This window comes from Bradyrhizobium sp. 40 (assembly GCF_023100925.1).
Classification (GTDB): domain Bacteria; phylum Pseudomonadota; class Alphaproteobacteria; order Rhizobiales; family Xanthobacteraceae; genus Bradyrhizobium.
In genome coordinates this window covers 3,502,895-3,518,632 of record NZ_CP064688.1, presented here as the reverse complement: position 1 = coordinate 3,518,632, position 15,738 = coordinate 3,502,895, and the positions used below count along the sequence as shown (strand labels likewise).

At 66.0% G+C, this 15,738-nt stretch carries 12 protein-coding genes; all 12 read right to left on the bottom strand.

The window, feature by feature from the left end; translation table 11 throughout:
* Nucleotides 1-39: 39 nt before the first annotated feature.
* The 12 genes from dxr to IVB40_RS17055 all read right to left on the bottom strand — a co-directional run bounded on the left by dxr (nucleotide 40) and on the right by IVB40_RS17055 (nucleotide 15,503).
* A complete protein-coding gene (gene dxr / locus IVB40_RS17110; protein ID WP_247289578.1) occupies nucleotides 40-1,263 on the bottom strand; it encodes a 1-deoxy-D-xylulose-5-phosphate reductoisomerase in 1,224 nt (407 codons plus the stop codon).
* Nucleotides 1,264-1,267: 4 nt separating this feature from the next.
* Nucleotides 1,268-2,110, bottom strand: a complete 843-nt coding sequence (locus IVB40_RS17105; RefSeq protein ID WP_247356326.1) for a phosphatidate cytidylyltransferase — start codon at nucleotides 2,108-2,110, stop codon at nucleotides 1,268-1,270.
* Entirely contained in the window at nucleotides 2,107-2,865 is a 759-nt protein-coding gene (locus IVB40_RS17100) for an isoprenyl transferase (RefSeq protein WP_247289575.1), read from the bottom strand. Before IVB40_RS17100 ends, IVB40_RS17105 begins: the two co-directional genes overlap by 4 nt.
* A 93-nt stretch (nucleotides 2,866-2,958) precedes the next feature.
* Nucleotides 2,959-3,522 (bottom strand): ribosome recycling factor, encoded by a 564-nt coding sequence (gene frr, locus IVB40_RS17095; RefSeq protein WP_027518196.1) that lies wholly within the window; start codon nucleotides 3,520-3,522, stop codon nucleotides 2,959-2,961.
* A 67-nt stretch (nucleotides 3,523-3,589) separates the two neighbouring features.
* Nucleotides 3,590-4,306, bottom strand: coding sequence for a UMP kinase (pyrH, locus tag IVB40_RS17090; RefSeq protein ID WP_247289564.1), 717 nt, complete (start codon nucleotides 4,304-4,306; stop codon nucleotides 3,590-3,592).
* A 60-nt stretch (nucleotides 4,307-4,366) separates the two neighbouring features.
* Nucleotides 4,367-5,290: a translation elongation factor Ts gene (gene tsf, locus IVB40_RS17085; protein WP_027567156.1), complete on the bottom strand. Its 924-nt coding sequence runs from the start codon at nucleotides 5,288-5,290 to the stop codon at nucleotides 4,367-4,369.
* 132 nt (nucleotides 5,291-5,422) lie between these two features.
* The gene (locus IVB40_RS17080) at nucleotides 5,423-6,415 is read right to left on the bottom strand and encodes a 30S ribosomal protein S2 (protein ID WP_027567157.1); all 993 of its coding nucleotides are present in this window, start codon (nucleotides 6,413-6,415) and stop codon (nucleotides 5,423-5,425) included.
* A gap of 221 nt (nucleotides 6,416-6,636) precedes the next feature.
* A complete protein-coding gene (locus tag IVB40_RS17075) occupies nucleotides 6,637-9,129 on the bottom strand; it encodes a caspase family protein (RefSeq protein ID WP_247819388.1) in 2,493 nt (830 codons plus the stop codon).
* Nucleotides 9,130-9,338: 209 nt separating this feature from the next.
* Nucleotides 9,339-10,079 (bottom strand): carbonic anhydrase, encoded by a 741-nt coding sequence (locus tag IVB40_RS17070; RefSeq protein ID WP_027567159.1) that lies wholly within the window; start codon nucleotides 10,077-10,079, stop codon nucleotides 9,339-9,341.
* A gap of 109 nt (nucleotides 10,080-10,188) precedes the next feature.
* The gene (locus IVB40_RS17065) at nucleotides 10,189-10,707 is read right to left on the bottom strand and encodes a hypothetical protein (protein ID WP_027518200.1); all 519 of its coding nucleotides are present in this window, start codon (nucleotides 10,705-10,707) and stop codon (nucleotides 10,189-10,191) included.
* A 115-nt stretch (nucleotides 10,708-10,822) separates the two neighbouring features.
* A complete protein-coding gene (gene dnaE, locus IVB40_RS17060) occupies nucleotides 10,823-14,326 on the bottom strand; it encodes a DNA polymerase III subunit alpha (protein WP_247819387.1) in 3,504 nt (1,167 codons plus the stop codon).
* Between the two features lie 457 nt (nucleotides 14,327-14,783).
* A complete protein-coding gene (locus IVB40_RS17055; RefSeq protein WP_247819386.1) occupies nucleotides 14,784-15,503 on the bottom strand; it encodes an outer membrane beta-barrel protein in 720 nt (239 codons plus the stop codon).
* Nucleotides 15,504-15,738 lie beyond the last annotated feature (235 nt).

The following is a 15,738-nucleotide window of genomic DNA, read 5'->3' as shown; positions in this document are numbered from 1 at the left end:
TCCCTCATCCAGCGCCGCAAGGCCCTGGCCCCGAACCATCTAGGATGCCTTTAAGGCAATTTGAGGCAATAGGGCGGCAGCCCTATTTCGCGCAACATGGTCAACAGCGATTGCATCGTCCGCTGATGTCAGCGGGGCCTGGTTCCCGCCACGAACCCAGTCGTCCAGCGTCGCCTCCACCAGCCGGGCAATCGCGCCGAACCGGATCTTGCCCGCGATGAAGGCGGCGACCGCGACCTCGTTGGCGGCGTTGTAGACCGTGGTCGCCCCCTTCCCGGTCCGGAGCGAATCGAAGGCCAGGCGCAGCCCGGGGAAGCGCTCGAAATCCGGCGCCTCGAAGGTCAATTGGCCGATCTTGGCCAGATCGAGCTTGGCGGCCGGACCCTTGATGCGGTCGGGCCAGCCGAGGCAATGCGCGATCGGCGTGCGCATGTCGGGTGAGCCGAGCTGGGCCACGACCGAGCGGTCGGAGAACTCGACCATGCCATGGATGATCGACTGCGGATGAACGAGGACGTCGATCTCGTCCGGCGAGAGCGCGAACAGATAGGAGGCCTCGATCACCTCGAGCCCCTTGTTCATCATCGAGGCGGAATCGATCGTGATCTTCTGGCCCATGCTCCAGTTCGGATGCTTCAGGGCTTGCGCGAGTGTCGCCTGCTCGATGTCGGCAGGCTTCCAGGTCCGGAACGGACCGCCGGAGGCCGTGATGATGACACGGACGAGCTCGTCACGATTGCCCGAGGCGAGCGCCTGGAACAGCGCGTTATGCTCGGAATCCGCGGGCAGGATACACGCGCCCGCTTTCGCCGCGCGCTGCATGAAGAAATCGCCGGCGCAGACGAGACATTCCTTGTTGGCGAGCGCGACATGCGCGCCGCGATCGACCGCCGCCAGTGCCGGCTTCAGCCCGGCCGCGCCACTCACGGCGGCCATCACCCAATCGGCCGGACGCGCGCCGGCCTCGATCACCGCGCTTTCGCCGGCGCCGCATTCGGTGCCGGTGCCCGCGAGCGCAGCCTTGAGCTCGGCAAATTTTGAGGTGTCGGCGATCGCGACGAAGCGCGCGGAAAACTCCTTCGCGAGCTTTGCCAGCGCCTCGACATTGCTGTTCGCCGTCAGCGCCTCGACACGGTAACGCTCGGGAGAGGCGCGCAACAGATCCATCGTGCTGTCGCCGATCGAGCCGGTGGCGCCGAGAACCGTGACGCTGCGGACGGTCGATGCCGCAGCCTTGTTGTTACGCAATGGAACCGCGCTCATATCTTCACCAAACCATAAGACCGCTTCCGGCGCTATGCACACCATGGCGGAGGAAGCCGATAATCCATGCCACCAGGATGGCGGCGACAAAACCGTCCAGACGGTCCAATAGCCCGCCGTGGCCGGGAATTAAGTGACTGGAATCCTTGACATCGAAGCGCCGCTTGACCGCGGATTCGAACAGATCGCCGCAGGCCGACACGACCGAGAGGACCGCGGCGACGAGCAGCAATGGAGCCATCTTTCCGATCCCGCAAGCGGCAAAGCCGGCCGCGACCAAAAGGCTCGCGGAAAAGCCGCCGAGCGCCCCTGCCCAGGTCTTCTTCGGGCTGACGCGCGGCCACAGCTTCGGTCCGCCGATGCCGCGGCCGGCGAAATAGCCGCCGATATCGGTCGCCCACACCACGAGCAGCACGAACATCAGCGCAGCGAAGCCGTTCACGAGATCCTTCCGCAGCAGGATCGAGGCGAGTAGCGCAGCCGACGCATAGGCGAATCCGGAGGCAGCCCAGACGAACTTGCCCCGCGCGATCACCGTCACGATCGCGCCGCCAATGAGGCCGGTGATGATGGCGGTCTTGAGCGCGCCGAAGGCAACGCACAAGCCCATCGTGGCGATGACGATCGTCCCTGCCCCGGTCAGCGCGGTCGAGCCTGCGCCCACCACCATCAGCCATTCCGCGAACAGTCCGATCGACACCAGGGTAACGAGCAGCGCCCACAGCCAGCCGCCGGCATAAGCGAGCGCAATGGCGAGCGGCGCCAGCACGAGCGCTGCGAGGATTCGCATCACGAGATTGCTCGGGGCAGGCTGAGAGCCGGCCGGTGCGGAGTCGGGGTCGCTCACGAGGCGGTTTTCGCGACCAGGCCGCCGAAACGGCGCTCGCGCCTGGCAAATTCGGCGATTGCGCCTTCCAGCGCCGCCTTGTCGAAATCGGGCCAGTGGATCGGCACGAAGACAAGCTCGCTATAGGCGGCCTGCCACATCAGGAAGTTGGACAGGCGCTGCTCGCCACTGGTGCGGATGATGAGATCGGGATCGGGAATGTCGGGCGCGTCGAGATGCGCCCCCAGTGTCTCGGCATCGATCGTATCAGGATCGCGCCTGCCCTCGGCGACTTCGCGCGCGAGCTTCTGCGCCGCCTTCGCGATCTCCTGCCGGGAGCCGTAATTGAAGGCGACGACGAGCGTGAGCCGCGTGTTGTCGCGCGTCAGTTCCTCCGCCTCGTTGAGGAGCGCGCAGATGTCGCCCTCCAGCCCGTCCCGCTCGCCGATGATGCGTACCTTGACGCCGTCGCGATGCAGGCTCGCCAGATCGTTGCGGATGAAGCGGCGCAAGAGGCCGAACAGATCGCCGATCTCGCTCGCCGGACGCGACCAGTTTTCCGAGCTGAAGGAGAAGATGGTGAGATAGCGGATGCCAAGTTCATGCGACGCGCGAACGACGCGGCGCAGGGCCTCGACGCCGCGGCGATGGCCTTCCGCCCGTGGCAAGCCGCGCGCGGCCGCCCAACGTCCGTTGCCATCCATGATGATGGCGACATGCGCAGGCACATCGGACCGATCGGGTCCTTCCGTTGCGGGCGCGGCGGCGTTGGACATGAGGCTGCCTTAAAGCATGATCCGGAAGAGTGCGAAGCGGCCTTCCGAAAAGATCATGCGCAAACAATAACCTAAAGCGCGATCCAGCGCGCTTTAAACGGTGAGGATTTCTTTTTCCTTGGCGGCCAGCAACTGATCGATCTCGGAGATCGTGCCGTCGGTCGCCTTCTGCACGTCGTCGGCGTGGCGCTTCTGATCATCCTCGGACATCTCGTGATTCTTCTCGAGCTTCTTGAGGACGTCGAGACCGTCGCGGCGGACGTGGCGCGCGGCGACCTTGGCGGCTTCCGCGTATTTGTGCGCGACCTTGACGAGCTCCTTGCGACGCTCCTCGTTGAGCTCCGGGATGCGCAGGCGCAGCACCTGGCCTTCGGTCGCCGGCGACAGGCCGAGATTGGAATCGACGATCGCCTTCTCCACCGCCTTGACCATCGACTTGTCCCAGACCTGCACCGAGATCAGGCGCGGCTCCGGCACGCTGACGGTGGCGAGCTGGTTCAGCGGCATGTGGCTGCCATAGGCGTCGACCTGCACCGGATCGAGCATCGAGGCTGAGGCGCGACCGGTACGCAGGCCGCCAAGTTCGTGCTTGAGCGACTGGATCGCGCCCTGCATGCGGCGTTTGACTTCGTTGAGATCGAAATTATCCGTGGCCATCACGTTTCTCCTTCAAAATCCCGGCGACCTCTCCGCACCCTTCCCTTGAGGGCGCAACGACAAGCCGTCAGCCGGCGACAATGGTTCCGTGGCCGCCGCCACGCAGTACAGCGCCGATCGAACCCGGCTCCGCGATCGAGAACACAATGATAGGCAGCGACGTCTCGCGGGCAAGCGCGAAGGCGGTCGCATCCATCACCTTGTAGCCGCCCTCGATCGCCTGCGAATGGGTCAGACGGTCGAATCGCGTCGCCGTCGGGTCTGTCTTCGGGTCGGCCGAGTAGACACCGTCGACATTGGTCGCCTTCAGCACCGCCTGGGCGCCGATCTCGGCTGCGCGCAGCACCGCGGTCGTGTCGGTGGTGAAGAACGGATTACCGGTTCCGCCGCCGAGCAGCACGATCCGACCCTCGGCGAGGTATTTGTGTGCCGCGGTGCGGGTGAACAGCTCGGAAATCTCGGGCATGACGAAGGCCGACAGCGTGCGCGCAGGCGTACCCTTGCGCTCGATCGTGGCTTCGAGCGCGAGGCAGTTCATCATCGTGGCGAGCATGCCCATGGTGTCGCCGGTCGGGCGCGACACGCCACGCGAGGAGACTTCGACGCCGCGAAAGAGATTGCCGCCGCCGATCACGACGGCGACTTCGGTGCCGAGATGGCGGGCCGCGATCAGATCGTCGGCGACCCGGTCGATGGTCGGCTGATCAATGCCAAAACCCTGCGGTCCCGCGAGATATTCGCCGGACAGCTTGATCACGACGCGACGATAGACCGGATCAGTCATGAGCACTTTCCTTGTCCGGGCGCCGCTTCCGGCGGCACGCCGGAAGGAACGTTCCGGCGCTTACTTCTTGCCGCTGGCGGCCGCGACCTCGGCCGCGAAGTCGCTTTCCTGCTTCTCGATTCCCTCACCGAGAGCATAGCGCACAAAGCCCGCGATCTTCACCGCGCCGCCGACCTTGCCTTCGGCTTCCTTCACCGCCTGCGCCACCGACTTGCCGGTATCGTGGATGAAGGCCTGCTCGAGCAGGCAGACTTCCTTGTAATAGGTCTTCAGGCCGGACTCGACGATCTTCTCGATCACGTTCTCGGGCTTGCCCTGCTGGCGATATTTGTCGGCGAGCACGTCCTTCTCGCGCTTGACGACCGCCGGATCGAGACCGGACGGATCGAGCGCCAGCGGGTTGGCGGCCGCGACATGCATCGCGATCTGGCGGCCAAGCGTTGCGAGTTCGTCCGCCTTTCCCGGCGATTCCAGCGCCACGATCACGCCCATCTTGCCGGCGCCCTCGACGACGGCGCCGTGGACGTAGCTCGACACCACGCCCTGGCTGACTTCGAGCGAAGCTGCGCGGCGCAGCGTCATGTTCTCGCCGATGGTGGCGATCGCGTCGTTGATCGCAGTTTCGATCGTGACGTCGCCGACCTTGGCGGCCTTGATCTTCTCGACGTCGGCGCCGACGTTGAATGCGACCTGGGCGATCATCTTGACGAGGCCCTGAAACTGGCCGTTGCGCGCGACGAAATCGGTCTCGGAATTGACCTCGACCACGACGCCCTTGTTGCCCTTGACGAGCGCACCGATCAGACCCTCGGCGGCGACGCGGCCCGACTTCTTGGCGGCCTTCGACAGGCCCTTCTTGCGCAGCCAATCCTGCGCCGCTTCCATGTTGCCTTCGTTTTCGGTCAGCGCGGCCTTGCAGTCCATCATGCCTGCGCCGGTCGACTCGCGCAGGTCCTTGACCATCGCAGCTGTGATCGTTGCCATCGTTCAAAATCCTTTTTGCCTGCCGGTTTGCCGCGGCGCGGCCAGATCGCCTCGCCGCGGTCCATCTCAGGAATTCGCGTCAACTGAAATGGTGGCCGGAGCTTGTCCGGCCAACCCATCGCTCTTTTTGACTTATTCCGCTTCCGCGGTCAGCGCCTTGGCCTTGGCCACCCAGGCGTCCGCGCGGCTCGGCAGGCCGACTTCTTCGCCGATCTTGTGCGCAGTGTCGTGATCGAGCTCGGCCAGCTGCCAGAAGTGGAAGATGCCGAGGTCGTTGAACTTCTTCTCGATCGCGCCCGACACGCCAGGGAGCTTCTTGAGGTCGTCGGAGGTGCCGCGCGGACCGGCGAGGCCCTGGAAGCCGCTCGTGGCGGCCGGCAGCTCTTCTGCGGCCGGCCGAACCGAAGCGCCGACGTCGATGCCGGAATCGCCCTGGGCGCGCGAAATGCCGTCAATCGCTGCACGCGCGATCAGATCGCAATAGAGCGCAATCGCGCGGCCGGCGTCGTCATTTCCCGGCACCACATAGGTGATGCCCTTCGGATCCGAATTGGTGTCGACGATCGCCGCGACCGGGATGTTGAGCCGCTGGGCTTCCTGGATCGCGATGTCTTCCTTGTTGGTGTCGATCACGAAGATCAGGTCGGGCAGACCGCCCATGTCCTTGATGCCGCCGAGCGAGCGGTCGAGCTTGTCGCGCTCACGCTGAAGCGTCAGGCGCTCCTTCTTGGTGTAGGAGGAGGCATCGCCGCCGGCGAGCACGTCGTCGAGATGACGCAGGCGCTTGATCGAGCCCGAGATCGTCTTCCAGTTGGTCAGCGTGCCGCCGAGCCAGCGCGAATTGACGAAGTACTGAGCGCAGCGCTTGGCTGCGTCGGCAACGCCGTCCTGTGCCTGGCGCTTGGTGCCGACGAACAGGATGCGGCCGCCCTTGGCGACGGTGTCGCTGACCGCCTGCAAGGCGTTGTGCAGCAACGGCACGGTCTGCGCGAGGTCGACGATGTGGATGTTGTTGCGAGCGCCGAAAATGAACGGCGCCATTTTCGGATTCCAGCGGTGAGACTGGTGACCAAAGTGCACGCCGGCTTCGAGGAGCTGACGCATAGTGAAATCGGGTAGTGCCATCGTTCTAATTCTCCGGTTGGTTCCTCCGGAAGCGTGTGAGCAGGACAGAGCGTTGTCGCCCCGGCTGCCACCGGACGGCCTTGTGAGCCATGCTTCCGTGTGAGATGGCGCGGTGTATAGCGCGATTTCGACCAGAAGCAAGGAAATAAGGGCCTTTCGGGGCGGCTTTCGCCCGCGAGAGGCCCCCTTCCTTAAAGACCACGCTGCGGCCTAGCCCCTGCCTAGCATCTGGGCTGGTTCGGCGGGCACTTCTTTGCCGCCGGCGGCGGAGCCGGAGGACGCGGTGGGGGTGCTGCCGGGCGCGGCGGCGGCGGTGGCGCGACGGCCATCCGGGGCGGCGGAGGTGGCGCCGGCCGGGCGACCGGCGGCGGCGGCGCGGGTCGCGCCATTGGCGGCGGCGCCGGCCGAGCGACCGCCACGGGCGGAGCCGCCCGTGGCGGTGGCGGCGGCGCAATACGCGGCGGAGGCGGAGGCGCTGGCCGGGCCACGGCCTGAGGCCGCGGTGGTGGTGCCGACGGCCGGGCAGCCTGGGCGGGAGCAGCGGTCGGTTGATGCTGCGGCCGGATCGGCTCCCGCGCCGCCGAGGGCGGCGGCGTGACCGGTCTTCCAACCGGGCCCGGAGGCGTGCGGGCAGCCGGCGGCGAACCAGCCGGCTCGCGGATTGCGGACTTGCCATGGTCCCCAGGCCCGGTTCCGGGCGGGGCCTGGGCCACCGGCGGCTTCGGCAGTTGGCCGGGGACAGCGGCCGGGTTTGTCGCCGTGGGCGCCGTCGCCGACGCGCCGGTCGGCGCACCGGGATGGGCTGGCGGCGTGGTGCCGGGAGCAGCAGTGGTCGGCGCCCCCGGATGGTTCGGCAGCGGCGCGCCGGGTGCAGTGGCCGTGGGCAGCCCGGGTCTGCCGCCCGGCAGAGGCCCGGCTCCCGCTGGCGGTACGGGCGGACCGCCATGGGTGCCGGGAACCGGCAGCGTGTTGGCTTGGGGCAGCTTGGCCGGTGGCGTGGCAAGTGGACTGACAAGTGGACTGGCAGGTGGAGCGGCCGGTGGCGTCCCGGTCGGTGCGGCATTGGCGGGCGTCGCCGGGGGCGTTCCTGGCCTCGCCGTCGGCTGCATCGTTGCGCTCGGCGGCATCGGCGCCTTGCCCTGCTGAATCAGGGCAGCGCGCTGCACGGCCGCCTGCGGCATGGCGGGACCAGCCGGATTGGTGCGCCCGGCAATGGCCGGCATGAGATTGCCCGCTCCGGCACCCGCGCCCGCCGGCGGTGCCGGCGGCTGGTTGATCACCGTGTTGATGACCGTCCGATTATGGATGTTCTGATAGATGATGTTGTTCGGCGGCGGTGCAACATAGAGCGGCGGCCTGACGAACACAGGAATCGGCACGAACATGGGCTGCGGCAGCACGAACAGGCCGATCACCGGCATCGGCGGCGACAGCACGACGAAATCCGGCGGCGGCGGCGGCAGATAGTAGACCGGCGGCGGCGGTGGCGGCGCGAAGCCAAAATCCGGATCGCTGAAATACAGCACGGGACGGTCGACATAGACCACCTCCTCCGGCGGCGGTGGCGGCACGTCGTAGTCGATCATCGCGAAGCTCGGCGGCGGCTCGGCCGGCGCGGTAAGAATCGCCAGGCGCCGGCGCGCATCTGCCGCATGCGGACCGCGCGAATAGCGACGCAGATACGACCAATAGGCTTCCGGCGTGTCGGTACGATAGGTTCGCCGCCAGGTGATGGCCTCACGGCGCGCCGCGACGATCGCCATCACGCGCTTCGACAGCGGGTCGCCGGGATAGGCGGTGAGAAACTCTTCGTAGGCCGGCAGCGTGTCGCGCGTGAGCGCCGCGGCATAGGCATCCTGCACGCCGAGATCGCGGATCGGCTTGTTGCGGATCGCGGCGACCTGGTCGGGTGCGGCCTCAGGCGGCGGCGCGTCGGGCCCGCGCTCGAAGAACGAGAATTGGGCGGAAATCTTCTGCTCGTTCCAGGGCACTTGCGCGCCCTTGCTGGCCTCGTTGACGCGCAGGCGAACGCGGTCGAACACCTCGGGCAGCGGCAGGCCGCCGGTGCGGATCATCTCCGCCAGCGACTGCGCATAGATGCCGTAAGGTCCGGGCTCCTCGGGCGCCACCGTGCCGGGCGCGGCGTTGAAAGCGATCAGCATGTTGGCGTCGGGCTCGACCAGTGCAAGTCCGCTCGCGATCTGCTGGCCGCCCTCCACGAAGGGCTGCGCCCGCGCAGCGTCGAGCACGATGATGTTGGCCTTGAGCGGAACGGAAGCCAGCTGGCGGAGATAGTCGCCGATGCGCAGGCCTTCGGTCGGAATGTCGGTGTCGCGGGTGATGTTGGAATCGACCGGGATGAAGTAGTTCTCACCCGCAAGCTGCACGCCATAGCCGGCGAGATAGACCATCGCAACGGTGCCCGGGCCTGAGGCCTGCGCCTTCTGGATGAAATCGCGAAAGCTCTTGCGCAGCGTGTCGCCGTCGAGATCGCGCGCGCCGACGACGTCGAAGCCCGCCGCCTGCAGCGTCTGCGCGATCAGGCCGGCATCGTTTGCCGTCGTCGCCAGCGGCGACTTGGCGTAGGCGCCGTTGCCGACCACGAGCGCGATACGCTTTTCCTGCTGCTGCGCACGCGCCGGATCGGGCGCGCCTGCGGCAAGGACCGCGACCGGCAGGAGGAGGCAAATGAAGGCTCTGAGCGTCCCACGCATGGCTTGCTTGCCCGTTTTTGTTGTTGAGGTGCCGCCACGCATCAGACGCGTGGCCAGCTGAATGGCACTTGAACGAAAGGCTTCCAATTGAACGAAAGGCTTCCAAATAGCGAAGGCTTGGATTGAGGCGGCGGCATGGCGCCCGGCACCAACGCCAGGCGCCTGCGTCAGCCTCGCGACAACGAGCCGGCGCGAGCCGGTCCGTCTCGTCAGATCTGCGCGATCAGGTCGACCGTTCCCGTCGTGAGCCGATAGATGCCGCCGACGACCTTCAGCTTGCCCTGCTCCACGGCCGCATTGAGGATCGGCGCTGCCGACTTCAGCTTCGCGACGTTGTCGATGACGTTCTGCCGGATCGCCTTGTCGAGGACGTCCCCACCCTGCTGCATCGCAGCCTTGGCGGCGGGCGCGATCGCATCGACCAGCGAGGGAATATGGCCCGGCGGCGGCTTGTTGTCCTTGATCACCTTCAGCGTGGCATCGACCGCACCGCAAGCGTCATGGCCGAGCACGAGGATCAGCGGCGTATTCAGCACGGCGACCGCGTATTCCATGCTGGCGATGGTCTCGGTGCCGGCGAAATTTCCGGCAACGCGGCAGACGAACAGATCGCCGCGGCCGGTGTCGAAGGCATATTCCGGCGCGATGCGCGAATCGGCACAGCTCAGCACGGCCGCGAACGGATTCTGTCCGCCGGCCAGCGCCTCGCGCTCGTGCTTGAAATCGTGCCGCCGCGAAACGCCGTCGACATAGCGCGCATTGCCTTCCGTCAGGCGCTTCAATGATGCGTCGGGCGACAGCACGTTCTGCGGCTTTGGCGGCGTCTTGGTCTCCTTGGCGAAGGCTCTGCCGGTCAGGGCGAGGCCGAGCGCCGAGGCGCCCAACAACATCGCGGACCGCCGCGACGGCGCGATCCTCTCATGTGGGGATTCATTGCACTTGTCGCACATGTCACGATCCCTCCCGGCGCGATGGGCCAACGGCCTCACGGTGATCATAGCCGCAACGCTGTGACGACACCACAAATGACGGTGCGGGCGGGACCGAATTCGCGCGGGGCTATTCCGCCAACCGAAGCTCTGCGATCGTCGTCCGGGCGGCCGGTTCATCCAAAGGCAGGAAATCCAGCGGCCCCTGGTTTTTATAGCCGGATGTCATCGCAAGCGTGAGACCCCAGCCCAGCACCCCAGTGCTCGCATTCGCGATCATGGCGCTCTTGCGCTGACTGAAGCGCGCTACGAAGAACACGGTCTGGCCCGACTGCGCCGAGAAGTCCACGCGCGTGACACCGAGCGCTGCTTCCTCTGCTACGAACTGGTGCTGGCCTGCCGGGCGATCGACATAGACATATGTCCCGGTCTTCAGGCCCTTGATCGGCGTACCGTCGAGGGAAAATTCCCAGTCCGGATCGCCGATGCCGCCGAAGCCCTTCTCGCGAAACACGACGACGCGGGCCTGCCCGGCTTTCGGCGGACCCAGCTTTCGTACCGTCTCCGAATATCCGAGCCCGCTCCTCGCCGTCTCACAGCCGCACAGCAGTGCCGCAGCCACGAGCAATACCAGCCCACGCAATAGCATCACGCCCCCAGATTTTTCCCCGAGCGCATGCTAACGGAAAACAGCGAGAGGTTGCAACAGGGCGGTAGCATCCCCCACGCAAAACATGCAATCGCCTGCAACAGCGTGCGTGTGGCTAGAGCTGCTGCACGTCCACGACGCCAGCGACCGCCTTGATGGCGCCGGCGATCTGCGGCGAGACCTTGAAGCGGCCGGGCAGCTTCATCTCGACCTCGGTCTCGAGGTCGAGCATCATGACCAACGAGACCTCGCCGTCGCCGTTGGAGCGCGGCGCGGTGCCGGGACTGCCGACCTTCGGCGCGGCGCCGTTCGAAGCGGTCATGTCGGGGCCGGCGAGACGCTTGGCGATCGATTCAAGCGGCTTGGTGTCGCGCACGAAGATGCGCAGGCCCTTCTGCGTCTTGGCCGCGGCCTCGTCCAGCGGCTCGGCGTGGAGCACGCGCGCGCGGACGTCCTCGCCCTGGAGCTCGGCGCCGAGCTGGAGCAGCACCGCGGCGCCCGGCTCCAGCACGTCGCGATATTGCGCGAGGCCTTCGGAGAACAGCACCGCCTCGAAGTGACCCGTGGGATCAGAGAGCCCCATGATGCCCATCTTGTTGCCGGTCTTGGTCCGACGCTCCATCCGCGACACCACCGTGGCCGCGACCTTGCCTGCCGTGGCGCCGGTCTTCACCGCGCGCGAGAACTCGGCCCAGGATTGGACGCGCAGCCGCTTCAGCACGGTGGCGTAATCGTCGAGCGGATGTCCCGACAGGAAGAAGCCGATGGCGTCATATTCGCGGCGCAGCCGCTCGGCCGGCAACCAGGGCTCAATCTGCGGCAGCATGATGGTCGGCGCGTCGGCCGAGCTGCCGAACATGTCGTTCTGGCCGATGGTTGCGGCTTCGTTCGCCCGCTGGCACGCGGCGAGAATCGAATCGGCGCCGGCGAAGACCCGCGCCCGGTTCGGCTCCAGCGTGTCGAAGGCCCCCGCAGCGGCGAGGCTTTCGATGATGCGCTTGTTGATCGCGCGGGGCGACACCCGCGCGGCAAAGTCGGCGAGCGAGGTGAACAAGCCGTTTTTGGTCCGCTCCGCGATGATCTGCTCGACGGCCGCGATGCCGACGCCCTTCAGCGCCGCGAGCGCGTAGTAGATGGTCTTGTCGCCGACCTCGAAAGTCGCGCCGGAGCGGTTGACGTTGGGCGGCTCGACCTTGATGCCGAGGCGCTGCGCCTCGGCGCGGAATTCGGAGAGCTTGTCGGTATTGTTGAGATCGAGCGTCATCGACGCCGCGATGAACTCCACCGGGTAATGCGCCTTCATGTAGGCGGTGTGGTAGGACACCAGCGCATAGGCCGCCGCGTGGCTCTTGTTGAAGCCGTAGTCGGCGAATTTCGCCAGCAGCTCGAAGATGGTGTCCGCCTGCCCCTTCGGCACACCGTTCTTCACCGCACCGGCGACAAAGATCTCGCGCTGCTTCTCCATCTCGGCGCGGATCTTCTTGCCCATGGCGCGGCGCAGCAGGTCGGCGTCGCCGAGCGAATAGCCCGACATCACCTGCGCGATCTGCATCACCTGTTCCTGGTAGATGATGACGCCGAAGGTCTCCTTGAGAATCGGCTCCAGCACGGGGTGGAGATATTCCGGCTCCTCGTCGCCGTGCTTGCGCGCGCAATAGGTCGGGATGTTCGCCATCGGACCCGGTCGATAGAGCGCGACCAGCGCGATGATGTCTTCGAAACGGTCGGGACGCATGTCGACCAGCGCGCGCCGCATGCCCTGGCTTTCAACCTGGAACACGCCGACCACCTCGCCGCGCGCCAGCATCTGGTAGCTTTCGGCATCGTCGATCGGCAGCGTGGCGAGATCGACATGGATGTCGCGCGGCTTGAGCAGTTTGCACGCGACGTCGAGCACGGTCAGCGTCTTCAGACCGAGGAAGTCGAATTTCACGAGGCCGGCCGGCTCGACCCATTTCATGTTGAACTGGGTCACCGGCATGTCGGATTTGGGATCGCGATACATCGGCACGAGTTCGCTCAGCGGCCGATCGCCGATCACGATGCCGGCCGCGTGCGTCGAGGCGTGACGGGTCAGGCCTTCGAGGCGCTGGGCGATGTCGAAGGCGCGCGCCACCACCGGGTCCTCGTCGCGGAACGCCTGGAGCTTCGGCTCGCTCTCGATCGCGGCTGCCAGCGTCACCGGCGCGGCCGGATTCTGCGGCACGAGTTTTGTGAGCTTGTCGACCTGCCCATAGGGCATCTGCAGCACGCGGCCGACGTCGCGGAGCACGCCGCGGGCCTGCAGCGTACCGAAGGTGATGATCTGCGCGACCTGGTCGCGACCGTAGCGCTCCTGGACGTACCTGATCACCTCGCCGCGGCGGTCCTGGCAGAAGTCGATGTCGAAGTCCGGCATCGAGACGCGTTCCGGATTGAGGAAGCGCTCGAACAGCAGGCCGAACTTGATCGGGTCGAGGTCGGTGATGGTGAGCGCCCACGCAACCAGCGAGCCTGCGCCGGAGCCGCGGCCCGGCCCGACCGGGATGCCCTGTCCCTTTGCCCATTTGATGAAGTCGGAGACGATCAGGAAGTAGCCCGCGTACTTCATGCGCATGATGACGTCGAGCTCGAACGCAAGCCGCGCGTTGTAATCTTCTTCCGTCGTGCCTTGCGACAGCCCGTGCACGCGCAGACGGTTGGCGAGCCCCTCCTCTGCCTGCCGCTTCAATTCGGCCGCCTCGACGGAGGCGGCATCGGAGCTTGCGGCAGCGCCGACCGTGAAGAACGGCAGGATCGGTTTGCGCGTCATCGGCCGGAACGAGCAGCGCTCGGCGATTTCGACCGTCGAGGCCAGCGCCTCCGGAATGTCGGCGAACAGCACCGCCATCTCGGCGCGGGTCTTGAAGCGATGATCGGGCGTGAGCTGCTCGCGCTCGGTCTCCGCGATCAGCCGCCCGCCGGCGATGCAGAGCAGCGCGTCATGGGCTTCGTAATCGTCGGTCGCGGCGAAATACGGCTCGTTGGTCGCAACCAGCGGCAGGCCCTTGGTGTAGGCGATGTCGATCAGGCTGCTTTCGACCCGCCGCTCCTTCTCGGTGTTGTGGCGCTGCAATTCGATGTAGAGGCGGTCTCCGAACAGGCCGGCGAGACGCTCGCAGCGCGCCGCCGCGAGCTCGCTATAACCGCCGGCAAGCGCCAGCGAGATCGGCCCGTCCGGACCGCCCGTCAGCGCGATCAGGCCTTCGGTCTCGCCTTCTAGCCAGTCGAACTTGATGTGGGGGGCATGAGTGTCGGGCGTCTCCAGGAACGCGCGCGAGTTCAGCCGCATCAGACTGCGGTAGCCGCGCTCCTGCGCGGCCAGCAGCACCACGCGCGAGGGCAGAAGCGCGTTGCGGGCAGTGGGATCCTGGTCGCCGAATTCGATCGCGAGTTCGCAGCCGACGATCGGCTGGATTCCGGAGCCCGCCATCTTGTCGGAGAACTCCAGCGCACCGAACATGTTGTCGGTGTCGGTCAGCGCCAGCGCCGGCTGATGGTCTTTCTTGGCTAGCTCGGCGAGCTTGGCGATCTTGATCGAGCCCTTGAGCAGCGAATAGGCCGAGTGAACGTGAAGGTGGACAAATCCGGCGCTCGGCATGGTCGCGTGACGGCCTCTTGCAGATGAGATATGGAGCGGTCGCCGGCACCGGAGGCATCCTGCACTCGCCTAGCCGACTCGCCCCACAATGGTGGGGCGCCACGCTGCCAGAGTCCACGCCGGAGCGGCCGATCAGCCGCCTCGTCCTGCTTTTCCCCAACCTAGGCCCGCGCCTAGAGCTGCGGGAGCACCTGGGCCCAGATCGCGATCATCCCGACAAACAGCGCGATCGAGGCCAGCGCGGCGGCTTCTTCGACGAAAATCCTGAACATGGCTTGCTCCATGGCGAGAACGCATGAAGAACATTGTTCTCATTTCGTTCTCAGGAGTCAAGCCATCTTCGCCACCTCGAAACCGAATGGTTAACCCGCTGAACTTGAACAACAAAAAAGCCCCGGCCGATGGCCGGGGCTTCCGCCGACCGCTCGAAGTCGAGCGATCGAGATCAGGCTTCTGCTCAGTAACGGCCGAGGCTCGGGCCGCCGAACTTGTAGTTCAGGCGCACGAGGCCCATGTCGACGTCCTGACGGATGCGGTCGGTCGAGGGCACCAGCGCGAAGGTGACGTTCTTGTCCTGCAGGAAGATGTGGTTGTACTCGACGCCAACCGACCAGTTCGGGGCGAAACCGTACTCGAGGCCGGCACCGACCGTGCCACCCCAACGGGTTTGATCGTTCGAGGACAGCAGTGCGCCGCCAAGGGTCGAGACTTCATACTTGCTGCCGGCGACAGCCGCACCGCCCTTGGCGTAAATGAGGACGTTGTTCCAGGCGTAGCCGATCTGACCGGTGATCAGACCGAACGAATCGATCTTGGAGCGGTTGCGAGTGGCGAACAGCGCGCTGACGTTGTCGCCCGAGAAGTCAGCCCAGTTGCCCTGACCTTCGATGCCGAACACCCACTGGCCCGACTGCATCCGGTAGCCGATCTGACCGCCGACCGTGCCGCCGGTCGCATCGTGCGAACCCTCGCGGCCACCGCCGACGAGATCCCAAGTCGAATGCGCGGAACCGCCGCCGCCGTTGACACCGATGTAGAAGCCGCTCCAGTCGTAGATCGCGGCAACCATCGCCGGCGCCTTGGTGTAAGGCCGCGCAGCGAGGTCAGCAGCCACCGCCGGCGCAGTCGCGCCGAGCGCGATGAGGCTCACAGCAGCAAGCAACAGATTCTTGTTCATTTGATTCCCGTTCCAGTTTCGTCGTTAGGCCCCCGGGCCGTGGCGTCGTCATAACAGCGCTCGACGGAATTGCTGTAACCTCGACGCCACAGTCCGCGCCAAAGGATCGCGCTTCATTAATGAAGATTTACCAGCGCGCGCTGGAAACCCTCTGGAACAAGTGTTTTCATGAGTTCCATTGTCGATTACACGATGTATGCAGCACGCGCGCGTGACAACGTCGCGCGCACGTTCG